This is a genomic window from Pseudomonas sp. PS01301, from assembly GCF_029960215.1.
GTDB classification, from domain to species: Bacteria; Pseudomonadota; Gammaproteobacteria; order Pseudomonadales; family Pseudomonadaceae; genus Aquipseudomonas; species Aquipseudomonas coleopterorum.
On record NZ_JASCPM010000035.1, the window covers coordinates 21,370 to 42,674 of the forward strand.

At 63.6% G+C, this 21,305-nt stretch carries 19 protein-coding genes; 8 read left to right on the forward strand and 11 right to left on the reverse strand.

Annotated features, from left to right (window positions below):
* Positions 1 to 171: 171 nt before the first annotated feature.
* The 4 genes from QMX89_RS16925 to QMX89_RS16940 all read left to right on the forward strand — a co-directional run bounded on the left by QMX89_RS16925 (position 172) and on the right by QMX89_RS16940 (position 5,058).
* A complete protein-coding gene (locus tag QMX89_RS16925) occupies positions 172 to 1,464 on the forward strand; it encodes an NCS2 family permease (RefSeq protein ID WP_282349086.1) in 1,293 nt (430 codons plus the stop codon).
* Positions 1,461 to 2,546 carry a tRNA (uridine(54)-C5)-methyltransferase TrmA gene (gene trmA / locus QMX89_RS16930; RefSeq protein ID WP_282349087.1) on the forward strand — a complete coding sequence of 362 codons (1,086 nt, stop codon included), beginning with the start codon at positions 1,461 to 1,463 and terminating at the stop codon, positions 2,544 to 2,546. The genes QMX89_RS16925 and trmA overlap by 4 nt, the downstream gene beginning before the upstream one ends.
* 158 nt (positions 2,547 to 2,704) lie before the next feature.
* Positions 2,705 to 4,138: an MFS transporter gene (locus QMX89_RS16935; protein WP_349012775.1), complete on the forward strand. Its 1,434-nt coding sequence runs from the start codon at positions 2,705 to 2,707 to the stop codon at positions 4,136 to 4,138.
* Between the two features lie 68 nt (positions 4,139 to 4,206).
* Entirely contained in the window at positions 4,207 to 5,058 is an 852-nt protein-coding gene (locus QMX89_RS16940; protein ID WP_056844053.1) for a shikimate dehydrogenase, read from the forward strand.
* Positions 5,059 to 5,235: 177 nt separating this feature from the next.
* Here QMX89_RS16940 and QMX89_RS16945 read toward each other — a convergent pair whose 3' ends face one another.
* Both QMX89_RS16945 and quiC read right to left on the reverse strand, forming a co-directional pair.
* The gene (locus tag QMX89_RS16945) at positions 5,236 to 5,907 is read right to left on the reverse strand and encodes a TetR/AcrR family transcriptional regulator (protein WP_049860910.1); all 672 of its coding nucleotides are present in this window, start codon (positions 5,905 to 5,907) and stop codon (positions 5,236 to 5,238) included.
* Between the two features lie 94 nt (positions 5,908 to 6,001).
* Entirely contained in the window at positions 6,002 to 7,912 is a 1,911-nt protein-coding gene (gene quiC / locus QMX89_RS16950) for a 3-dehydroshikimate dehydratase QuiC (RefSeq protein WP_282349089.1), read from the reverse strand.
* 556 nt (positions 7,913 to 8,468) lie between these two features.
* Here quiC and QMX89_RS16955 point away from each other — a divergent pair.
* Positions 8,469 to 9,809, forward strand: coding sequence for an MFS transporter (locus QMX89_RS16955; protein ID WP_282349090.1), 1,341 nt, complete (start codon positions 8,469 to 8,471; stop codon positions 9,807 to 9,809).
* A 130-nt stretch (positions 9,810 to 9,939) separates the two neighbouring features.
* Here the strand turns inward: QMX89_RS16955 and QMX89_RS16960 are convergent, their stop codons facing one another.
* From QMX89_RS16960 to QMX89_RS16970, 3 genes are all read right to left on the reverse strand, one after another.
* Positions 9,940 to 10,755 (reverse strand): sugar phosphate isomerase/epimerase, encoded by an 816-nt coding sequence (locus QMX89_RS16960; protein ID WP_282349091.1) that lies wholly within the window; start codon positions 10,753 to 10,755, stop codon positions 9,940 to 9,942.
* Positions 10,756 to 10,809: 54 nt separating this feature from the next.
* Positions 10,810 to 11,871 (reverse strand): Gfo/Idh/MocA family oxidoreductase, encoded by a 1,062-nt coding sequence (locus tag QMX89_RS16965; protein WP_282349092.1) that lies wholly within the window; start codon positions 11,869 to 11,871, stop codon positions 10,810 to 10,812.
* 126 nt (positions 11,872 to 11,997) lie between these two features.
* Positions 11,998 to 12,774: an IclR family transcriptional regulator gene (locus QMX89_RS16970; protein ID WP_282349093.1), complete on the reverse strand. Its 777-nt coding sequence runs from the start codon at positions 12,772 to 12,774 to the stop codon at positions 11,998 to 12,000.
* A 140-nt stretch (positions 12,775 to 12,914) separates the two neighbouring features.
* On the opposite strand from QMX89_RS16970, the gene QMX89_RS16975 reads away from it, so the two are divergent.
* Positions 12,915 to 14,645, forward strand: coding sequence for an FAD-dependent oxidoreductase (locus QMX89_RS16975; RefSeq protein ID WP_282349094.1), 1,731 nt, complete (start codon positions 12,915 to 12,917; stop codon positions 14,643 to 14,645).
* 14 nt (positions 14,646 to 14,659) lie between these two features.
* Positions 14,660 to 15,484 (forward strand): aldo/keto reductase, encoded by an 825-nt coding sequence (locus QMX89_RS16980; protein WP_049860903.1) that lies wholly within the window; start codon positions 14,660 to 14,662, stop codon positions 15,482 to 15,484.
* 129 nt (positions 15,485 to 15,613) lie between these two features.
* On the opposite strand, the gene pcaG is transcribed toward QMX89_RS16980, so the two are convergent.
* Positions 15,614 to 16,219, reverse strand: a complete 606-nt coding sequence (gene pcaG, locus QMX89_RS16985; protein WP_282349095.1) for a protocatechuate 3,4-dioxygenase subunit alpha — start codon at positions 16,217 to 16,219, stop codon at positions 15,614 to 15,616.
* A 12-nt stretch (positions 16,220 to 16,231) separates the two neighbouring features.
* Positions 16,232 to 16,951, reverse strand: a complete 720-nt coding sequence (pcaH, locus tag QMX89_RS16990) for a protocatechuate 3,4-dioxygenase subunit beta (RefSeq protein WP_282349097.1) — start codon at positions 16,949 to 16,951, stop codon at positions 16,232 to 16,234.
* A gap of 143 nt (positions 16,952 to 17,094) precedes the next feature.
* Here pcaH and QMX89_RS16995 point away from each other — a divergent pair, with 143 nt between their 5' ends.
* Positions 17,095 to 17,982, forward strand: a complete 888-nt coding sequence (locus QMX89_RS16995; RefSeq protein ID WP_049860901.1) for a neutral zinc metallopeptidase — start codon at positions 17,095 to 17,097, stop codon at positions 17,980 to 17,982.
* 60 nt (positions 17,983 to 18,042) lie between these two features.
* On the opposite strand, the gene QMX89_RS17000 is transcribed toward QMX89_RS16995, so the two are convergent.
* From QMX89_RS17000 to QMX89_RS17015, 4 genes are all read right to left on the reverse strand, one after another.
* Entirely contained in the window at positions 18,043 to 18,630 is a 588-nt protein-coding gene (locus QMX89_RS17000) for an HAD family hydrolase (RefSeq protein WP_282349099.1), read from the reverse strand.
* Entirely contained in the window at positions 18,627 to 19,496 is an 870-nt protein-coding gene (gene tesB, locus QMX89_RS17005) for an acyl-CoA thioesterase II (protein WP_049860899.1), read from the reverse strand. The genes QMX89_RS17000 and tesB overlap by 4 nt, the downstream gene beginning before the upstream one ends.
* A 166-nt stretch (positions 19,497 to 19,662) precedes the next feature.
* A complete protein-coding gene (locus tag QMX89_RS17010; RefSeq protein WP_282349100.1) occupies positions 19,663 to 20,223 on the reverse strand; it encodes a GNAT family N-acetyltransferase in 561 nt (186 codons plus the stop codon).
* A 153-nt stretch (positions 20,224 to 20,376) separates the two neighbouring features.
* Positions 20,377 to 21,042: a GntR family transcriptional regulator gene (locus QMX89_RS17015; RefSeq protein ID WP_049860897.1), complete on the reverse strand. Its 666-nt coding sequence runs from the start codon at positions 21,040 to 21,042 to the stop codon at positions 20,377 to 20,379.
* Positions 21,043 to 21,305 lie beyond the last annotated feature (263 nt).

Consider the following 21,305-nt stretch of genomic DNA (forward strand, 5'->3'; position numbering starts at 1 on the left):
CGACTTGGCACGCCGGTCATTCGTTCAGACGAGCTGATGAGTGTTTCCCCGCGACCGTGCTGGTATGATGCGCGGCTTTTTTTACCGCCCGGATGTGCTTTGCTATCAGGGTCGACACGACAACACTCGACAACAACGGTAACGGCGCAAAACGCGCCACAGGGAGCGGGCATGCTGGAAAGGCTGTTTCAACTCAAGGCGCACAACACCAACGTGCGCACGGAAATACTCGCCGGGGTCACCACCTTTCTGGCGATGGCCTACATCCTGTTCGTCAACCCCAGCATCCTGGGCGAAACCGGCATGGACAAGGGCGCGGTCTTCGTCGCCACCTGCCTGGCCGCGGCCATCGGCTCGACGGTCATGGGCCTGATCGCCAATTACCCGATCGCCCTGGCGCCAGGGATGGGTCTGAACGCCTTCTTCACCTACACCGTCGTGCTGCACATGGGCCACACCTGGCAGGTGGCGCTGGGCGCGGTGTTCATCTCGGCGGTGTGCTTTTTCCTGCTGTCGATCTTTCGGATCCGCGAGTGGATCGTCAACAGCATCCCCCTGCCATTGCGTTCGGCCATCGCTGCGGGCATCGGCCTGTTCCTGGCGCTGATCGCGCTGCAAGGCGCCGGGATCGTGGTGGGTAACCCGGCCACCGTGGTGGGCATGGGCGACCTGACCAAGCCCGGTGCGGTGCTGGCGATCCTGGGCTTTTTCCTGATCGTCGCCCTGGAGTCGCGCAAGGTTCGCGGGGCGGTGCTGATCGGCATTCTGGTGGTGACCACCGCGTCGATCCTGCTGGGCTTCAGCCCGTTCAACGGGCTGGTGTCGATGCCACCCTCGCTGGCGCCGACCTTCATGCAGCTGGACATCGCCGGGGCCTTGGACATCGGCCTGCTCAGCGTGATCTTCGCCTTCCTGTTCGTCGATCTGTTCGACAACTCCGGGACCTTGATCGGCGTGGCCAAGCGCGCCGGTCTGATGGGCAAGGACGGCCACATGCCGAAGATGGGCCGCGCGCTGATCGCCGACAGCACGGCGGCCATGGCCGGTTCGCTGCTGGGTACTTCCACCACCACCAGCTACATCGAGTCGGCAGCGGGCGTCAGCGCCGGGGGCCGTACCGGCCTGACCGCCATCGTGGTCGCGGTGCTGTTTCTGCTGGCACTGTTCTTCGCCCCGCTGGCAGGCAGCGTGCCGGCCTACGCCACGGCACCGGCGTTGTTCTTCGTGGCGGTATTGATGGCGTCGGGCCTGGCTGAAATCGAGTGGGACGACATCACCGAAGCCGCTCCAGTGGTGGTCACCGCCCTGGCCATGCCGCTGACCTATTCGATCGCCAACGGCATCGCCTTCGGCTTCATCGCCTGGACCTTGATCAAGCTGCTGGCGGGCCGCGCCCGCGACTTGAACTCGGCGCTGGTGATTCTTTCCATTCTGTTCGTTGTGAAACTGGGCTGGTATCCATGAGTGTTGTTCTCGACCCCACCTCCTACACCCAGCAGCTGGATGAAAAGGTAGCGCGCCTGCGCGCCTTGCTGGCGCCGTTCGACGCGCCGGAACCGGCTGTGTTCGATTCGCCTCGCGAGCACTACCGGCTGCGCGCGGAATTTCGCCTGTGGCGAGAGGATGGCCAGCGTCATTACGCGATGTTCGCGCCCGGCGAGAAGCATGTGCCGATCCTGATCGACAGCTTTCCAATCGCAAGCCAGCGCATCAACGAACTGATGCCGCGCCTGAAGGCTGCCTGGCAGGCCGATGCGGCGCTGAGCACCAAGCTGTTCCAGGTGGAGTTTCTGACCACACTGGACGGCGACGCGATGGTAACGCTGTGCTATCACCGCCCGCTGGACGAGCACTGGCAGCGCGCTGCCGAGCAACTGGCGAGCGACCTGGGTGTGAGCATCATCGGTCGCTCCAAGGGCAAGCGTGTGGTCATTGGCCGCGACTATGCGCTCGAGGCGCTCGAGGTGGCTGGTCGTACGTTCCGCTATCGCCAGCCCGAAGGCGCGTTCACCCAACCCAACGGCACGGTCAACCAGAAGATGCTCAACTGGGCGTACGAGGCCCTGGGCCCGCGCGACGACGATCTGCTGGAGCTGTACTGCGGCAACGGCAATTTCACTCTGCCGCTGGCCACCCAGGTGCGCAAGGTGCTGGCCACGGAAATCAGCAAGACGTCGGTCGCCGCCGCCTTGCACAACCTCGATGACAATGGCGTCGACAACGTGACCCTGGTGCGCCTGTCGGCCGAAGAGCTGACCGAAGCACTCAACGAGGTGCGTCCGTTCCGTCGTCTGCAGGGTATCGATCTCAAGGCCTATGACTTCGGCAGCGTGTTCGTCGATCCACCACGGGCCGGCATGGACGTGGACACCTGCGAGCTGACCCGGCGTTTCGACAACATCCTGTACATCTCCTGCAATCCGGAAACGCTGGCGGCCAATATCGAGCAATTGCACGATACCCATCGGGTGGCCAAGTGCGCCTTGTTCGATCAGTTTCCGTACACCCATCACATGGAATCAGGGGTCTTGCTGGTACGCCGTTGAACGCCGTGCTGCAGTGACGGGCCGAACCACGCGAGACGGTTACGCGCCCTATCAGGCAAACCACGCAGGCCCCTGACGCGGCCTGCGTGGCTGCAACGGCGGAGGTGCCTGTGGTAGAACAGAGGTAACAAGAAGTTACCACTGTCATGGAGACCGGCTTGAACAACGCTGCCACTGCCCCTCTGTCCGCTTCGCGCTCACGCTTGATGGCTCTTCTGGTGGCCGCGGCGTTCTTCATGGAAAACCTGGACGCGACGGTGATCGTCACCGCCCTGCCGGACATGGCCAGATCCTTCCAGGCCACCGCCGTGGACCTGAACATCGGCATCACCGCCTACGTCATGACCCTGGCGATCTTCATTCCCGGCAGTGGCTGGGTCGCTGATCGTTGGGGGTATCGTCGCGTGTTCATGGCAGCGCTGGCGCTGTTCACCTTGGCCTCGGTACTGTGCGCAGCCTCGCAGGAGCTCTGGCAGTTCACCGCCGCGCGGGTGCTGCAGGGCATCGGTGGGGCCATGATGGTGCCGGTGGGGCGCCTGGCGGTCCTGCGCAACACCGAGAAGTCCGACCTGCTTACTGCCATCGCCTTCATCACCTGGCCCGGACTGGTGGCGCCGGTGCTGGGCCCGCCGGTGGGGGGCTTCCTGGCCACCTATGCGTCATGGCATTGGATCTTCCTGCTCAACCTGCCTTTGGGCCTGATCGCTCTGGTGTGTGCCTACAAGCTGATGCCCGAGGGCCGGGGCGAACATCCCCACCGCCCCTTCGACACAGTGGGTTTTGTACTCTGTGCCCTGGCGTGCGTGGGCCTGCTGTTCGGCCTCGATTTCATAGGCCAGGCTCCACGCAGCGGGTACGGCTATCTGATGCTGACCACCAGTGCCGTCCTGCTGTGGGCGATGTACCGTCACTTCACCCGGCACCCCACGCCCCTGTTGAAACTGGACGCCCTGAAGATCCCTACCTACCGGATAACCTTCAACGGCGGCTCGCTGTTTCGTGCCATGGTCAGCGCACACCCTTTTTTGCTGCCGCTGATGTTCCAACTGGGGTTCGGTCATGACGCCTTCACCGCCGGCCTGCTGGTGCTCACGCTGTTCGCCGGCAACATCGGGATGAAGCCCATGACCTCTTGGGTGCTGCGTCGCTGGGGTTTCCGGACCACGCTGATCGGCAGCAGCCTGGTACTTGCGAGCACTACCTTCGCCTGCGCGGCAATGACCGCGGCCACGCCACTGGCGGTGATCCTGCCGGTCCTGTTGGTGTCGGGCATGGCTCGTTCGATGGGGTTCACCGCCTACAGCAGCGTCGCCTTCGCCGACATGCCGCAGCCGCTGATGTCTTCGGCCAACACGCTGTTCAGCATGACTCAGCAGTTGGCTTTCGGCCTGGGCGTGGCGTTGGCGGTGATCTTCCTGCGCCTGAGCGAATCGGTGCTGGGCGTGAACGGCGAATCCCTGGCCAGCTATCACATGGCGTTCGTGCTGGTGGGGATTCTGACCTTGGTATCGATGTTCGACCTCTGGCAATTACCCCGCAATGCGGGCGCTGCCGTGTCGGGCCATGGCAAGCAGACGACGCCGACAAAATGATTTGACGTAATTAACCGGTTAGTACAATTTACCCGCATCGCACCCAACAAAAATAATGGAGTCACTCGATGAGCGGTAAAAACGTCCTGGCGGGCCTGATCGGCGCCGGTATCCAGCAGTCCCGAACCCCAGCCATGCACGAGCGCGAAGGCGCGGCGCAGGGCTTGGGGTATGTCTACCGGTTGATCGACCTGGATGCACTGAAGCTCGACAACGGTGCGCTTGAAGAGCTGCTCACTGCGGCTCAACGCATGAGCTTCACCGGCCTCAACATCACCTTTCCGGCCAAGCAGGCGATCATTCCCCTGCTCGATGAGCTGTCGCCGGAGGCCTCTGGAATCGGCGCCGTGAACACCGTCGTGCTCAAGGATGGCAAACGGGTCGGCCACAATACCGATTGCCTGGGGTTCGCCGAGGGTTTCCGCCGCGGCATGCGTGAGGCCAAGCGTGACCGGGTGGTGCAGATGGGTGCCGGCGGTGCCGGTGCGGCGGTGGCCCATGCGTTGCTGCTCGAAGGCGTGCAGCAGTTGAGCATCTTCGATGTCGAGCCGGCGCGGGCGCAGGCCCTGGCCGACAACCTCAACCAGCATTTTCCGGGGCAGCCGGCACAGGCGGGCAGCGACCTGCTGACGGCCTTGGCCGAGGCCGATGGCCTGGTCAACACCACACCGATGGGCATGGCCAAGCTGCCAGGCATGCCGGTGCCCAAGTCGGCCCTGCGCCCGGCGCTGTGGGTGGCCGAGATCGTCTATTTTCCCCTTGAGACCGAACTGCTGCGCGAAGCCCGGGCTTTGGGTTGCCGCACGCTGGACGGCGGCACCATGGCCGTGTTCCAGGCCGTGAAAGCCTTCGAGCTGTTCAGCGGCCGGCAAGCTGATGCCGAACGCATGATGGCGCATTTTGCCGAAATGAACGGATAAGCCAAGACCCGAATCACGACCCCTGTAGCAGCGGCGCAAGCCGCGTCGGCGATCGATGCGGTGTGTCAGGCACAACGCGGTGCGGCCGGACGCGGCTTGCGCCGCTGCTACAGGGGATCGCGGTGTCTGTAGCAGCGGCGCGAGCCGCGTCGGCGGTGGATGCGGCGTCTGTGGCTGCTACGGGGCCTGGATGAAGCGCAAGAGTGATTCGCAGAGCATTTCGCGGTGGTGCAGCTTCAACGTGGCTTCGTTGAAATCCACCTGGAACAACTGGCCGAAGGTGTGCTTGTTGGACACTCGGTAGAAGCAGAACGAGCTGATCATCAAATGCACGTCCATGGCATCCAGCCCCGGACGGAACACGCCCTGCTCGGTGCCGCGCCGCAACAGGTCGGCCAGTGCCAGCAGCACGGTCTTGTTCAACTCGCGAATGCTCGTGGATTTCTTGACGTACTCGCCCTTGTGCATGTTTTCGTTGCACACGATACGCACGAAATCCTCGTTGCGATCGTGGTGATCGAAGCTGAATTCCACCAGCCGGCGAATGCCTTCCACCGGCGTCAGCTCGTCCAGATGCAACTTGGCTTCGGTGCCGCGAATATCCCCATAGAGCTTTTCCAGCACCTCCAGGTAAAGCTGCTCCTTGCTGCTGAAGTAGTAATAGATCATGCGCTTGGAGGTGTGCGTACGCTCGGCGATGGCATCGACGCGGGCGCCCGCCAGGCCCTGCTCGACGAACTCGGTGATGGCCGCCTGCAGAATGTTCTCGCGGGTCTTCTCGGGGTTGTTCTTGCGGGGCTTGCGAGGAACGTCGGCAGCGTGCGCGTCGGCCTCTGAGATTGTAGTCATGCTGGGCTCACGGCCGTCGTTGGTCAGCGGGCATTATGCGGCGCGCCGCGCAGGCAAGCAAAGCCCGCCGCGCACCTGCGCGGCGGGCACCCGATCAGAGCTTGGCGTGGCGTATGCCACCGGCGCGCGCCTTGGCCATGGCCGACAGGCGCACTGCAACGTTGGCAGCACCATAGCCGGCATAACCGCCGCGACGCTGCAGTACTTCGAAGAAGAAGCGCTCCTCGAACGGCTCGGTATAGACATGGAACAGCTCACCGCCGTTGGCGTCACGGTCGTACAGCACGTTGTAGTACGCCAGCTCGCTGAGGAATTCGTCGTCGAAATCGAACCGCGCGCCGAGGTCATCGTAATAGTTGAGCGGGATGTCCAGCAGCGCCACCCCAGCCTCCTTGGCCTTGCTGACGGCCGCGAAAATGTCGTCGCAATCGAAGGCGATGTGGTGCACGCCCGAACCGCGATAGGTCGACAACGCATGGGAAATCGCGGTGTTGCGGTTTTCCGAGATGTTCAGCGGCAGGCGGATCGAACTGCACTGGCTGCGCACCGCACGGCTTTTCACCAGGCCATAGGGGTCGGGCAGCACCACCTCGTCGTCGGCCTTGAAATCGAGCACCGTCTTGTAGAACAGCACCCAGCTGTCGAGGGTGTCCGGCGGAATGGCCATGGCCATGTGGTCGATGGACTTGAGCATGCCCGGCGTCGCTGGCGATGGGCTGAGGCTGAAGTCGTTCTCGTAGATGGTTGGTCCGTCGCTGGCCTCGTCCACCAGGTAGATCAGGCTGCCATCCAGCGCCCGCACGGCCGCCAACTGACGCTCGTTGGGCCCGACCAGGCCGCGGAACGGCTGGGCCTTGTAGGCCACGGCGCGCTCCAGGGACTTGGCGCTGTCCTTCACCCTCAACGCGGTGGCACACAGCGATGGGCCGTGGGACTCGAAGAAGTTGTGGGCGAACGAATAGGGTTCGGCATTGAGGATCAGGTTGATATCGCCCTGACGCAGCAGGCTGACGTTCTTGGAACGATGCTGGCCGGCCTTGGCGAAGCCCAGTTGCTGCAGCCAGTGGCTGAGCTTGGCCCCCAAGGCTTCGTCGACCGCGAATTCGAGAAATTCGATGCCTTTGTAGTCATCTGCGGGAGGCGGTGCGAAGAGGATGTCCAGGTTCGCCACCGGCGTTGCTTCCTGTTCCAGCAGCTTGCGGGTCTTTTCCTCCAGGTACAGCAGCGAGCGCAGGCCATCGGCGGCATTGGCCCGAGGCGGCGCGGCGCGGAAACCATCATTGAAGATTTCCAGCGACAACGGGCCGGTGTAACCGGTCTTGATGATCGGTGCGAGGAAGCCCGGCAGGTCGAACTCGCCCTGCCCTGGGAAGCAGCGGAAATGCCGGCTCCATTCCAGCACGTCCATGGCCAGGATGGGCGCATCGGCCATTTGCACGAAGAAGATCTTGTCGCCGGGAATGTCGGCGATGGCGCGCGGGTCGCCCTTGAGCGACAGCGTGTGGAAACTGTCGAGCAACACACCCAGGGCCGGGTGATCGGCCTGCCGGACGATGTCCCAGACCTGCTGATAGGTATTCACGTGGCGGCCCCACGCCAAGGCTTCATAGCCAATGCGCAAGCCACGCTTGCCGGCGCGTTCGCCCAGCTCGCGCAGATCGTCGACGAGGATCTGCTGCTCGCCCAGCGAGTCGGCGGCGGTGTTGCTGCACACCAGCACCAAGTCGGTGCCCAGTTCCTGCATCAGGTCGAACTTGTGCTCGGCGCGGTCGAAGTTGCGCGCCATGCGCGAGCGATTGCCGCCTTCGAAGTCACGGAACGGTTGGAACAGTGTGATGGCGATGCCCAAGTCGGCGCACATCTGGCGCACTTCACGCGGACTGCCGTCGTAGTACAGCAGGTCATTCTCGAAGATTTCCACGCCATCGAAGCCGGCGGCGGCAATGGCTTCGAGTTTTTCAGGCAGGGTACCGCTCAAGGATACGGTGGCGATCGAACGCTGCATGGCACGCTCCAATAAGGCTCTACGAAAAGGCGCTACGAGGGCTTGCGCCGAGGCCTCGACTACGCGCCTTTTCTGCGGTTCCGCCCAGCGCCTGAGGGCAGGCAGAACCGTGATGAAAAAAGGGGGTTGTATCAGTTTGCCACTCTACCCGAGCACGTACCAACTGGTTAGTTTTGCGTGCGATTATCGACCACTTACCGTGTGCATCGATTGATTAGCCCAGGCGGTGTGCGCACCATCGGTCCCGACAGTGAAGCTGGTCGAGACGCAGATTGCAATCGACCCGGCGCAGACCGCCCGCCGTGGCGGCCAACACCCCATAAGAATTTCAAGAACTCAGGTAATCACTCATGCCCATCCGATTTCGCACCCATCCCGTACCTGTGACCTTCCCCAGCGGCGTCGAAGCCGGTCAATACGCACGCGTTTGACGCCACCGAGTGCTCCCTGACGGCAATGTCTCTGATACCGTGCATGCCCTGTATCAGACTGCCTCACGCTCAGTCGAAGTTCGGCGGTGGTCGAAACCACCGCGCCTGTACGGATGGTCCCAACGATGACACAACCCCACAGCTCCGCCCTGCCCCGCGCCCAACAAGCGCCTGAGACCAAAGTCGGCTTCAGGGACATGGTCAAGGCCGGCGCCGCCGTCGGCAAGACTCGCTGGGGCATGCTCGCCCTGGTGTTTTTCGCGACAACCTTGAACTACATCGATCGCGCCGCACTGGGCGTGATGCAGCCGATTCTGGCCAAGGAAATGAGCTGGACGGCGATGGACTACGCCAACATCAACTTCTGGTTCCAGGTCGGCTATGCCATCGGCTTCCTGCTGCAAGGCCGCCTGATCGATCGGATTGGCGTCAAGCGTGTGTTCTTCTGTGCGGTGTTGCTCTGGAGCCTGGCCACCGGTGCCCACGGCCTGGCGACCTCGGCGGTGGGCTTCATGGTCTGCCGGTTCATCCTCGGCCTGACCGAGGCCGCCAACTACCCCGCGTGTGTGAAGACCACCCGGCTGTGGTTCCCGGCCAAGGAGCGCGCAGTGGCCACCGGCATCTTCAATGCCGGGACCAACGTCGGCGCGCTGCTGACGCCGATGATGCTGCCGTTGATTCTCAGTGTCTGGGGCTGGCAGGCGGCGTTTCTCACCATCGCCCTGCTGGGGCTGGCCTGGGCGGTGTTCTGGGGCATCAAGTACTTCGATCCGGACCAGCATCCACGGGTCAAGGCCAGCGAGCTCGAATACATCCAGGATCAGGAAGCCCCAGAGCAACCGGGCGTACCGTTCTGGAAGATCATGACCATGCGCGGCACCTGGGCGTTTGCAGGGGCTTTCATGATGACGGCCCCGGTGTTCTGGTTCTACCTGTACTGGCTGCCGCCGTTCCTCAACCAGCAATACCAGTTGGGCATCAACGTCACCCAGATGGGCATCCCGCTGATCATCATCTACCTGTGTGCCGACGTCGGCAGTGTGGGCGGTGGCGTGCTGTCCTCGTTCCTGATCGGACGCGGCATGCAACCGGTCAAGGCGCGCCTGCTGTCGATGCTGGTGTTTGCCCTGGCGATCATCAGCGTGGTGTTCGCTGCTGGCGCGGCCAACCTGTGGGTGGCGGTGGCGGCGATCTCGCTGGCCATCGCCGCGCACCAGGCGTGGACGGCGAACATCTGGAGCGTGGTGATGGACTACACGCCCAAGCACATGATGAGCACGGTGTTCGGCTTCGGCGGCATGTGCGCGGCGGTGGGCGGGATGTTCATGACCCAGGTGGTGGGCTATATCCTGACCGTGACGAACAACAACTACACGGTGTTGTTCACGATCATTCCGGCGATGTATTTCATTGCCTTGGTGTGGTTGTACCTGATGGCACCGCGCAAGGTGCCGCAGGGGGGTTGAGCCAGGCGCGGGGTGGCGGTGGGGCTATTCGCGGGCAGAGGGCTCGCCGCCCGCCCCGCTCCCACACCGACTGGTTCAGGCTTGGCGTGTGGGAGCGGGCTCTGCCCGCGAAGAGGCCAGTGGCATCACCCTAGATCCCAGCCAGTAAAGCCTGGGTTTTCTCGAGGGCCATCCGGGCCCTCTCATAAGCGCTCACCCCCTGCTCCAACAGCCGCGCCGTGGGTATCTCCAGGCTCAGCGGCACATCCTCGGGCAGCGCTCGCAACAAGCCAACCAGGTCGCAATCGCCGTCTCCCGGAAAACGACGTTCCTGGCGGGCCTGGCGCAGTATCTCGGCCATGTCATCAGGGCATGGACCCGCCACGTCGCACAGTTGGGCATAACGCAAGCGTTGCGGTGGCAGGCTGCGCAGGTCTTCGAGTCGCGAGTTGGAGCGGTCGAAATGAAAGGCATCGACCAGGATGCAGGCATTGTCGCGACCGGCCTTGTCGAGCATCACCCTCGCGCTGGCCAGATCCGGGCAGTCGGTCCAAGGCATGAACTCCAGGTGCGGATGGATGCCATAGGGCCGCGCCAGGTCGCACAGCTGAGCCAGGTTGTCGCTGGCCCGCTGCACGTCTGGATCGTTACCCGCCACCAGCAATTCGCTGGCACCGAACTCGGCGCCCAACGCCAGATGAGCTTCGAAATCCGCCACACGGGTCAGCGGTTTCAGCCGGAGGATTTCGATGTCCAGCACCTTGATGCCGGTATCGCGCAAACGAGCAGCCGTCTGGCGTTGCAGCGCCTTGTCGCGCAGCAACGGATAGTGATGCTCCTCGACCGTGGCCGGTTCGGTGCGCAGGCCAACGTGGCTGTAGCCGGCGCGGGCAGCGACCTCGACCATCTCGGGAGGCGAAAGCTCGAGCACGGTCAAGGCGGCCAGAGACAGGATGCGGTGGGTCATGAGCGGTTCCTTGGGGCTTGAAGGTGTCGGTCAAGATGAGAGCGTTTCAGCCAACTAACCGGCCTGGCCCAACGCGCGGGGTGCACAGGCGCGCCCGGTGCGCATAGCGTCCCCGATGGCGTCGACCAACGCCAGGGTTCGCGCAGCATCCACCACACTCACCAGCGGTTCGACCTGCCCGCGCGCGACCTCGATGAAATGCTCAAGCTGCACGCGCAACGCTTCGGCGGGGGCGAAGGTTTCCTGCACCTGCTGCAAGGGTTCATGCCAGCCCGCGCCCGGTTCGGCGTAATGCCAACGCGTCAGTTGCGGCACGCTCAGCGCACCGGCCGTGCCTGCCAGCAGGTAGCACGGCTGATCGGCCTGGCGTGGATAGACCGGGTTCTCGCCCGAGCCGAGCTCCCAGCTCCAGGGCGCGGCGACCCCATCGGAACCGGTCAAGGTGCCCAGCGCACCGTTTTCGAACTGCAGCAGCACCGCCACACTGTCTTCGTTGCCGAAGCCGCGAATGCCATTGCTGCCGAAGGCCTGCACCTGGCGGACTTCGCCGCACAGGTAGCGCAGCAGATCCAGGTCATGAATCAGATTGGTCAGCAGCATCCCTGCCCCCGGCTCGCGACGCCAGGCGATGTCGAAGTAACTGTCGGGCTTCTGTAACTGCCACAGCGCCGTGACCGTGGTCAGCCGACCGAGCACGCCGCTTTGTACGACCTGTCGGGCGCGGCTGATCATCGGGTTGTGCCGCCGGTGATGACCGACCAGGACCGGTACCCCACTGGCGGCGCTGGCGGCTACCAGCTCGGCCACTTCGTCAAGATCCACCCCCACCGGTTTCTCCAGCAACACGGGGACACCGGCCGCCAGGCAATCCAGTGCCGTGCGCACATGCTGGGCATTGGGGTTGGCGACGATGACGGCCTCGGGCGCCACGTGCGCCAGCATCTGCCGATGATCGGTGAAATGCGGCACCGCGCATTCAGCGGCGAAGGCGGTTGCCTGAGGGCCTGGGTCGGCGATGGCGCAGAGCTGGGCGCCGTCCATCTGTTGCAGATGCTGGTAATGCTGGCGGCCCATGTTGCCAGCACCGATCAGGGCGATTCGCAGTGGGGAGGTCACGATGCAGGTCCTTAGTTTTTGTTTTCTCCAAATATTTAGAACCAAGTTCCGGAATATTTCAAGTGACTCCGAATGCAATCGCGCAGGCGACTCCACGGATAGCGGTGTTACCTCTTGTCTCTACACTCAGCTGAACAGCTCCGACGCCACGCTGACCTGAGACAACTCCTGCGCAGCAGCCAACAAGTCCGCGGCCAACTCATGCATGCGCGCCTCGGACAAGCGCGCGCTGGGGCCGGCGACGCTCAGTACACCCACCACATGAGCGTCGCGCGGATGCCGGATCACGGCAGCCAGGGCCGACGTGCCCAGCGCCGAACTTTCAACCACCCAGGCATAACCGGCCTCGCGAGCCACCCGCAGGCGTTCGAGCAGATCGGCGTTGGAACGCGGAGCGTTCGGTCCGAAATCGTCACGGCTGGCAATGCCTTGCTGCTCCACCAGGGCCAATGCCTTGGCATCACTGAGGGAGGCCAGCCAGGCATGTCCGGAGGCGGTGTAGAACAGGGGCGCATCCCGACCCATTTCCGGGTCGTAGCGCAAGCCGGAACGGGCGCCCTGGGATTTGGCGATCCAGGTTTGCCGGTCGCCTTCGATCAAGCCGAGGCGCACCAGCTCGCCGGTGTCCTGGGCCAGCCGGTCGAGGATCGGCTGAACGATGTCGGCGCCGCTGCCCGACAGGTACTGGAAGCCCAGCGCGACCAGCTTGGTCGACAAGTGATAGCGCAAGGTCTCGGCGTTCTGCCGCACATACCCCAGCCGACCCAGTTCGGACAGCATGCGATGGGCTGCACTCTTGGGCATGCCCAACTGCTCGGCAAGGGTTTGCAGGGCTTGGCCGCGAGGCTCGTTGGTAAGGCTCTCAAGCAGGCTGAGCGCCCGTTCGATCTGACTGCCGGCCATGATGGGGTCTCGTGAAGTTGGAACGAATGAAAAAATTTCGCCGATTCTACACTTGGCGATCCGGTCGGCAATCCATAGAATATGGAACCAGGTTCTATAAAATCATAATTCAACCCACCTGCTTCTTGGAGATTCATCCCATGCCTGCGCCCGACTGCGTAACGACCCCGGTGGAGTGCGACGTGCTGGTGATCGGCTCGGGAGCCGCGGGCCTGGCCACTGCCGTCACCGCCGCCTACCACGGGTTGCGCGTGATCGTGGTGGAAAAGGACAGCACCTTCGGCGGCGCAACCGCCTGGTCGGGTGGCTGGATGTGGGTGCCGCGCAATCCGCTGGCACGGCGCGCCGGCATCGATGAAGATCCAGCCCTGCCGCGCACCTACCTGCAACATGAACTGGGGGTGCACTTCGATCCGGCGCGGGTCGATGCCTTTCTCGAAGCCGCCCCGAAGATGGTCGCGTTCTTCGAGAAACACACCCGCCTGCAATTCGCCGATGGCAATGCCATCGCCGACATCCATGGTGATACGCCGGGCGCCGGCACCGGTGGCCGCTCGGTCATCGCGGCGCCCTACGACGCACGCGAACTGGGCACGAAGCTGCTCAAGCGCCTGCGCACAACGATGCGTGAAACCTCCTTCCTGGGCATGCCGATCATGGCAGGGGCCGACCTGAGCGCCTTTCTTACGCTGACCCGGTCATGGCGTTCGCTGCTGCACGTCAGCCAGCGAGTGGGCCGACATCTGTTCGACCTGGCCTGGCACGGACGCGCCATGCAACTGCGTAACGGTGTAGCGCTGGTGGCGCGGCTGGCCAAGTCGGCCGATGATCTGGGCGTACTGCTGTGGGAGTCGGCGCCGGTTCGACGGCTGTCGATGCAAGGTTCGCGGGTCTGCGGTGCCGTGGTCGAGACGGCCAGGGGCGAGGTCGTGATCCACGCACGCAAGGCCGTGATGCTGGCCACCGGCGGTTTCGCCAACGATATCGAGCGACGGCGGACGCTGTTTCCGCGAACACCCACCGGCCACGAACACCTGGCCCTGCCACCGCAGGGCGTCAACGGCGACGGCCTGCGCCTGGGGGAAGCCGCCGGCGGCGAAGTGGCCAGCGAGCTGGCCTCGGCCGCGGCCTGGTGCCCGGTCTCGCGCGTGCCCTACCCCGATGGCAGCGTCGGCCATTTCCCGCACATCATCGAACGTGCCAAGCCCGGCATCATCGGCGTGCTGGCCAACGGCGAGCGCTTCGTCAACGAAGCGGACGGTTACTACGATTACGTCAAGGCGATGGTCGAGCATGCGCCCGGCAGCGAAGTCGCCTCCTGGCTGATCTGCAGTCATCGCTTCCAGCGCCGCTACGGATTGGGCATCTCGCGGCCCTTTCCCCTGCCGATCAAACCGCATCTGGACAGCGGCTACCTGAAAGTCGGCGACACGCTGGAAGCGCTGGCCAGCGCCTGCGGCATCGACCCGCAAGGGCTGCGCCGCACGGTGGACGACTTCAACCGGCACGCGCGGCTGGGGCAGGACCCGGCATTCGGCCGCGGCGGCAGCGCCTACAACCGCAAACAGGGTGATGCCCTGCACCAACCCAATCCGTGCGTGGCGCCGATCGAACAGGGGCCCTTCTATGCGGTCAAGGTTGAAGCAGGCAGCTTCGGCACCTTCGCCGGGCTCAAGACCAATGAGCACGCACAGGTGCTCGATCGCCAGGGCCTGCCGATTGCCGGGCTGTACGCCGCCGGCAGCGACATGGCCAGCATCATGGGCGGCCATTACCCGGCCGGGGGCATCAACCTGGGCCCTGCCGCCACCTTCGGCTACATTGCCGCGCGACACATGGCCGGAGCGACACACGACAATAACCGCCAGTAGAGAAGGAGATCGACATGCAACTCATCACCAACGCCCAACAGTTGAAGATGCCGAAACTGGGCCTGGGCACCTGGCCGATGCTCGACGAGGAATGCACCTCGGCCGTGATCCAGGCACTGGAACTGGGCTACCGGCACATCGACACCGCTGCCGGCTACAACAACGAAGCCGCCGTGGGCCGCGGCCTGACCGAATCCGGCGTGCCGCGCGGCGACATTCATGTCACCAGCAAGGTCTGGTGGGACAAGCTGGCGCCCGACGCCATGCGCGAATCGTTCCAGAACAGTCTGAATGCGCTGCAAAGCGACTACATCGACCTGTTCCTGATCCACTGGCCCGGCCAGGAGGGCTGGGATGTGAAAGCAGCCATCGAGACCCTGGTGTCGTTCAAGCAGGACGGCCGTGCGTTGAACATCGGCGTGGCCAACTTCCCCCTGCCACTGCTGCGCCATGTGGTCGAGGAGTTGAACGCACCGTTGGCGGCCATCCAGGTTGAATATCATGTGACCTTGGACCAAAGCGCCCTGCTCGACTACGCCCGCCAGCACGACATGGCGCTGACCGCCTACAGCCCTCTGGTGCGCAACAAGGTGTCGCAGATTCCCGAGCTACAGGCGATTGCCAAAAAGCATGGCGTGCTGCCGACCCAGGTGGCGTTGAAGTGGTTGCTGGATCAGGACAATGTCGCCGCGATCCCGAAGGCGGCCAGCAAGGCCAACCAGCAGAGCAACCTGGATGCATTGAAGGTGCAGTTGGACGATGAAGATCGCCGGATCATTGCGGCGTTGCCCAAGGATCAGCGGTTGGTGAGCCCGGATTTTGCGCCTGAGTGGGATTGAGGTGGGACGCTGAACCGCAGTGACCCCTTCGCGGGCAGAGCCCGCTCCCACATAAGACATGCGACCTCATGTGGGAGCGGGGCGGGCGGCGAGCCCTCTGCCCGCGAAGGGAGCACCGCAGTATCTGGATCAGAAATCGAAAAACACCGTCTCCCCTTCCCCCTGAATGCGCATATCGAAGCGGTAGGCCAGCTTGCCATCCACCTCGCAGCGAGTCGCCACCAGCGTCTCGCGCCGCGCCGGCTGTTCGATCAGGTTCAGCACCGGGTCCTTGGCATTGGCTTCGGCCTCGTCGCTGAAATACAGCCGCGTGTGCAGGTGAATGTTCACCCCACGGGCGAACAGGCTGATGTTGATGTGCGGCGCCATCGGCACACCGGCGGCGTTGTTCACCACGCCCGGCTTGATCGTTTGCACGGTCCATTCACCGGCGTCGAAGGTGGTGGCGGTGCGGCCGAAGCTTTTGAAGGGTTTGTCCTGGTCGAAATCGATGTGGTAGTGGCCCTGATGGTCGGCCTGCCACAGCTCCAGAAACGAGTCACGCACCAGGTGACCGTTGCCGTCGTAGACATTGCCCAGCAGCAGGATGTGCTCGCCCGGCGCTTCGGGCTTGGCCATCTGGTTCCAGATTTCATGCTCGCGCGGCTCGATGCCGGCTGCCGCCAGGGCCAGGCCGATGTGGACGTAAGGTCCGGCCGTTTGTGAAGGGGTTTCTTTCAGCAGTTCGATAGGCATGTCGGTTCCCCCTCAGCGGTTTTCGAAGTGAGTCTTGCGCTGGCCGCGCAACACGATGTCGAAACGGTAGGCCAGGCAATCCATCGGATTGGCGTTGGCCATGTCCAGCCTGGCGATCAGGCTCTGCACCGCCTCGGGGTCGTTGATCGACTTGACGATGGGGCACATCGGAATCAGCGGGTCGCCTTCGAAATACAGCTGGGTGATCAGCTTGGTGGCGATCGACGGGCCACTGATGGAGAAATGCACGTGGGCCGGGCGCCAGTCGTTCGGCCCGTTGCGCCATGGGTACGGACCCGGCTTGATGGTACGGAAACTGTAGTAGCCGTCGCTGTCGGTCAGCGTACGGCCGACGCCACCGAAGTTGGGGTCCAGGGGCGCCAGGTAACGGTCGTTCTTGTGCCGATAACGGCCACCGGCGTTGGCCTGCCACATTTCCACCAAGGTATTGGGAATGGGCTTGCCGAACTGGTCGCAGACGCGCCCGGCCAGGATGATCCGCTCGCCGATCGGCAAGCCGCCATGGTTGTAGTTGAGCAGCAGGTCGTTGTCGAACTCGCCGAACTTGAGATGGGCGAAATTGGGGCCGGTGTTTTCACTGACCGACTGCGGAATGCTCACCAGCGCCTGGCGGGGCGAGCGCATGGTCGAGGTCTTGTAGTCCGGCGTCAGGGCTTTGGGGTGCCAGTTGCGATCACGGATGATGAAGCGACTGCTGTCTTGGGAAGACATGCCGTTCTCCTGTTATTCGATTTATAGAGGACCTGTTTCCAGGCTTCGGACTAGTCTCAAGGAAATGGTCGACAACGAATATTGAAAAACACGGTCACAGGCATACCCGAATGGTTATGCATGAATTGAATGAGGATTTTGCCATGTTATGGAAGAAAGGCCGACGCAGCGATAACGTCGTGGATGCCCGCGGTGACGGTGGCGGCAGTGGCGGCGGCGGGATGCGCATGGGCGGCAAGGGCCTGAGCCTGACCGCAGTGGTGCTGATCGTCGGCTTCGGCCTGCTGACCGGCCAGGACCCCATGCAGATCCTCGGCGAGCTGACCGGCCAGAGCCAGCAGGCGGCGCCGGTAGACACCAGCCAGCGCAAGGCGCCACCGGCCAATGACGAGCAGGCCGAATTCGTCAGCACGGTACTGGGCGACACCGAGGACACCTGGAAGCAGATCTTCCAACAGGGCGGGCAGACTTACAAAGAACCGAAACTGGTGCTGTTCAGCGGCCAGGTGCAGTCGGCCTGCGGCCACGCCACGGCGGCCAGCGGACCGTTCTACTGCCCGGCCGACCAGCAGGTGTACCTGGACATGGCATTCTTCCGCGAGATGTCGCAGCGCTTCGGTGCCGCGGGTGATTTCGCCCAGGCCTATGTGATCGCGCACGAGGTGGGCCATCACGTGCAGACCTTGCTGGGCGTATCGGACCAGGTTCAGCAGGCGCGCCAGAGTGGCCAGCGCATGGAAGGCGCCAACGGTTTGCTGGTGCGTCAGGAACTGCAGGCCGACTGCTTCGCCGGGGTCTGGGCGTTCAACGGGCAGAAGCGTCTGAACTGGCTGGAGCCGGGTGACATCGAAGAAGCCCTGAACGCGGCCAACGCCATCGGTGACGACCGCCTGCAACAGCAGGGCCAGGGACGTGTGGTGCCTGACTCGTTCACCCACGGCACCTCGGCGCAGCGCGTGCGCTGGTTCAAGGCCGGGTTTGCTCAGGGTCAGATCGACCAGTGCGATACGTTCGGCGCCAAGAGTCTCTGATTTTCAAGGGCCTCTGAACGTATTGATGCTCGCCACCCGCTTACGCGGGCGGCGGGCGATTCAGATCAGGTTGCGCAGGTGCGTGCAATCCAACGCATGCCAGTCCGCCAGTTCCGGCCAGAGGTTCTCCGGCTGGTTCACCAGCACCGTGGCGGTACCGGCCGCTCGGCCTGCCTGCAGATCCATTTGATGATCACCCACCATGACCATGTCCGGATGACGCACGCGCCAGGCGCCGGCCAGGTGCAGCAGACCGGCCGGGTCTGGCTTGTGCGCGGCTTCGTCGCGGCCCAGCACGTCATTCGGCTGGAAACAGTCGGCGATGCCGATTGCTTGCAGGCTGATATGCGCCAGCTCCCGCGCATTGCGGGTGAGAATCCCCAGGCGATGACCACGACCGGCCAGCTCACGCACCAGCTCCACCGCTCCAGGCGCCGCCGTCGAGGCCACGGCCAGGGCGCGCTCGTGTTCGAGCAACCAGACGTGCTTGGCTTTCGACTCGTGGGCCGGCAAGGCAGCCAGGTGGCTGAGGATGTCGGCCTCGGGCGGAATTTGCAGATGACGGCGAATGGCAGCGAAGTCGTGCACGGCCACGGTCAGGGTGCCGTCCAGATCGAACACCCAGTGACGGACGTGGGCCAGGCTCATGACCAGTCCTGCCGATGACGGATCAGACCTTCCTGGGCCGAGGACGCCACCAATTGGCCGGCGCGGTTGTACACGCTGCCGCGGGCAAAGCCCCGTGCGTTGCCCGCCCAGGGGCTGTCCAGGGCATACAGCAGCCAGTCGTCGGCGACCAGGTTGCCATGGAACCACAGCGAATGGTCGAGGCTGGCGATCTGCATGTCGCGGTGCCAGACCGATTTACCGTGGGGCAGCAGCGAGGTGGTCAGCAGGTTGAAGTCGGAGGCATAGGCCATGACGTACTTGTGCAACGCCGGGGTCTGCGCCAGGGCGCCGTCGGCGCGAAACCAGATGTACTTGATCGGGTCGGTTGGCGATGGATTGTACGGGTCACGCTCGGCCACCGGACGCATCTCGATGGGTTTGGCGCACAGCAGCTTGTCGCGCATGTGCGCAGGGATCAGATGGGCGACCTGCTGCATCAGCTCAAGCTCGGTGGGCAGGTTTTCCGGGCCGACCACGTTAGGCATCGCGCTCTGATGGGCGAAGCCCTCTTCGTCGTACTGGAACGAGGTGGTACCGGTGAAGATGGGCTGGCCCTTCTGCACCGCCGTGACGCGCCGGGTGCTGAAGCTGCCCCCGTCACGCACCCTGTCGACCATGTACACCACAGGTAATTGCGCATCGCCGGGGCGCAGGAAGTAGCCATGCAGGGAGTGCACGTGGCGATCGGGCTCGACCGTCTGGCTGGCAGCCGACAGTGATTGGCCGAGTACCTGGCCGCCGAACAGCTGCCGAAAGCCCAGGTCCTGGCTGCGGCCGCGAAACAGGTTTTCTTCGATGGGTTCCAGGCTCAACAGCTCGACCAGATCGTCCAACACATGGCTCATTCAAAACTCCTCGGCACAGGCATTACCCAAATAGGCAGAACCAAATGGGCGCAATGATAGCGGACAGCCACGCCGCGAACACCTGTAGGAGCGGTCATCGGCCGCGAAAACGCGACACGGTACATCTGGCACACCGCAGCGCGCCCTTCGCGGCCACTGGCCGCTCCTACCGGTTGTGCTGCCACTGGGGCTTGGTGATGCGGTACAGCATGTGCCGCTGCAACTCGTGCCCCGGCAGGTTCGGATGGTCGAAATCACCCTCCACATCGCGCTGCATACCGATGGACTGCATCACCTTTTCCGACGACGCGTTCGCCACCGCGGTGAACGCCACGACCTCTTCCAGCCCCAGCCTGTCGAAGGCGCAAGCCAGGCAGGTCCAGGCCGCTTCGCTGGCGAAACCCAGGCCCCAGTGCTCATAGGCCAGGCGCCAGCCGATCTCGGTGGCCGGCGCGAAGGGCGCGTCGAAGCCCACCTGCCCCAATCCGGTGAAGCCGATGAACTGCCCGCTGTCCTTGCGCTCCAGCGCCCACAGGCCATAGCCCAATTCGGCGAAATGACCGCGTGCGCGACCGATCACTTCGGCGCTCTGCAAACGCCCCAGGGTTTCGGGAAAATAACGCATGACCCGCGGATCCGCGCACAGGTCGGCAAACGCGGGCAAATCGCTGTCACGCCACTGACGCAGGATCAGTCGCGCACTTTCAAGTTGGAGGATCTCTTTCATTGCTGATTCCTTGCCGATACCGCCCGCCCCGGTTCGATTCCGAGCTCACGGGCACCTTCCCGCACATTTCGAACGCGAGGTCACAAGGGAGTTTTCACGGCAAGACCAACGGCGCATCCGGACTTGCGAGCGGACGTGCTACCCCGCTGCACGCTAGCGTCGGGTGCTGCGCTCGTAGGCCGCGAGCACGGTGCGTTCCGAGCGCACCAGGTACGCTTCGAGCAACTGCGTGGCCTCCTCGGCACGCCCCTCTTCCAGGCAGTGCAGGATGGAGCCGTTCATGTCCAGGTAGGGCATGTGCAGAAACCGCGGGTCATCGAGCAGGCCGAAGGCCAATCGCAATTCGGCCGAGATCTGCGCGTAGAACGCCTCCAATCGGGGGCTGTCGGCCAACTCCACCACCGCCTTGTGGAACATCATGTTGGCCGTGCCCACGGCTTTCCAGTCCTTCGCCTCGCTGGCCTGCTGGCCCATGGCGACCGCTTCGCGCATGCGCACGGTGCCGGGGTGCAGCGGATAGCCCTGGGCAAGGGCCTGGCACTCGATGAAACGGCGGACCCGGTAGATGTCGATGATCGACGCCATGTCCGGCACCGCCACGGTCACCCCCCGGTTCGGCTCGTGCTTGAGCAAACCCTCACGGGTCAGGCCCCTGAAGGCCTCGCGCAAGGTGTTGCGCGAGATCTGCAGGGTTTCCGCCAGCGCGGCCTCGGACAGGCGCTGGCCGGGAACCAACTCGCCTTCCACCAGCATTCTGCGAATCTCCTGGGTAATGGATTCACCCAGCGAACGAGGGGGGCACAGCGAGGTGTCGTTCATGTTCGGTCCTGGTGGAAAAGAGTCCCGGCGATGTTCCATCACAGGCCGGTCGCAAGCAAGACCCATGCGGCCTCGGTGCATCATTAAGTAACAGCGACACCCGAAAGCGTTACAAAGTGGTGCATATTGTGGGTCATGCATATATTTATTGTTGAACAATCAACATCATGCAGATCAACACTCTTGGCCTTTTATCATGGCGTTGGCATGCTGATTGCTCTACCACCTGCATCCCCCATCGCAGGAACGATGCCGTGACACAC

Bases quoted from the DNA above. Each gene is read 5' to 3' on its own strand.
- trmA (WP_282349087.1), top strand. From the start codon at position 1,461: ATGAGTGTTGTTCTCGACCCCACCTCCTACACCCAGCAGCTGGATGAA.
- QMX89_RS17000 (WP_282349099.1), bottom strand. From the start codon at position 18,630: ATGAGCCTGGCCCACGTCCGTCACTGGGTGTTCGATCTGGACGGCACC.
- QMX89_RS17015 (WP_049860897.1), bottom strand. From the start codon at position 21,042: ATGAACGACACCTCGCTGTGCCCCCCTCGTTCGCTGGGTGAATCCATT.
- QMX89_RS16970 (WP_282349093.1), bottom strand. From the start codon at position 12,774: ATGGCCGGCAGTCAGATCGAACGGGCGCTCAGCCTGCTTGAGAGCCTT.
- QMX89_RS16955 (WP_282349090.1), top strand. From the start codon at position 8,469: ATGACACAACCCCACAGCTCCGCCCTGCCCCGCGCCCAACAAGCGCCT.
- tesB (WP_049860899.1), bottom strand. From the start codon at position 19,496: ATGAGCCATGTGTTGGACGATCTGGTCGAGCTGTTGAGCCTGGAACCC.
- QMX89_RS16960 (WP_282349091.1), bottom strand. From the start codon at position 10,755: ATGACCCACCGCATCCTGTCTCTGGCCGCCTTGACCGTGCTCGAGCTT.
- QMX89_RS17010 (WP_282349100.1), bottom strand. From the start codon at position 20,223: ATGAAAGAGATCCTCCAACTTGAAAGTGCGCGACTGATCCTGCGTCAG.
- QMX89_RS16995 (WP_049860901.1), top strand. From the start codon at position 17,095: ATGTTATGGAAGAAAGGCCGACGCAGCGATAACGTCGTGGATGCCCGC.
- QMX89_RS16980 (WP_049860903.1), top strand. From the start codon at position 14,660: ATGCAACTCATCACCAACGCCCAACAGTTGAAGATGCCGAAACTGGGC.
- quiC (WP_282349089.1), bottom strand. From the start codon at position 7,912: ATGCAGCGTTCGATCGCCACCGTATCCTTGAGCGGTACCCTGCCTGAA.
- QMX89_RS16940 (WP_056844053.1), top strand. From the start codon at position 4,207: ATGAGCGGTAAAAACGTCCTGGCGGGCCTGATCGGCGCCGGTATCCAG.
- QMX89_RS16945 (WP_049860910.1), bottom strand. From the start codon at position 5,907: ATGACTACAATCTCAGAGGCCGACGCGCACGCTGCCGACGTTCCTCGC.
- pcaG (WP_282349095.1), bottom strand. From the start codon at position 16,219: ATGCCTATCGAACTGCTGAAAGAAACCCCTTCACAAACGGCCGGACCT.
- QMX89_RS16975 (WP_282349094.1), top strand. From the start codon at position 12,915: ATGCCTGCGCCCGACTGCGTAACGACCCCGGTGGAGTGCGACGTGCTG.
- pcaH (WP_282349097.1), bottom strand. From the start codon at position 16,951: ATGTCTTCCCAAGACAGCAGTCGCTTCATCATCCGTGATCGCAACTGG.
- QMX89_RS16925 (WP_282349086.1), top strand. From the start codon at position 172: ATGCTGGAAAGGCTGTTTCAACTCAAGGCGCACAACACCAACGTGCGC.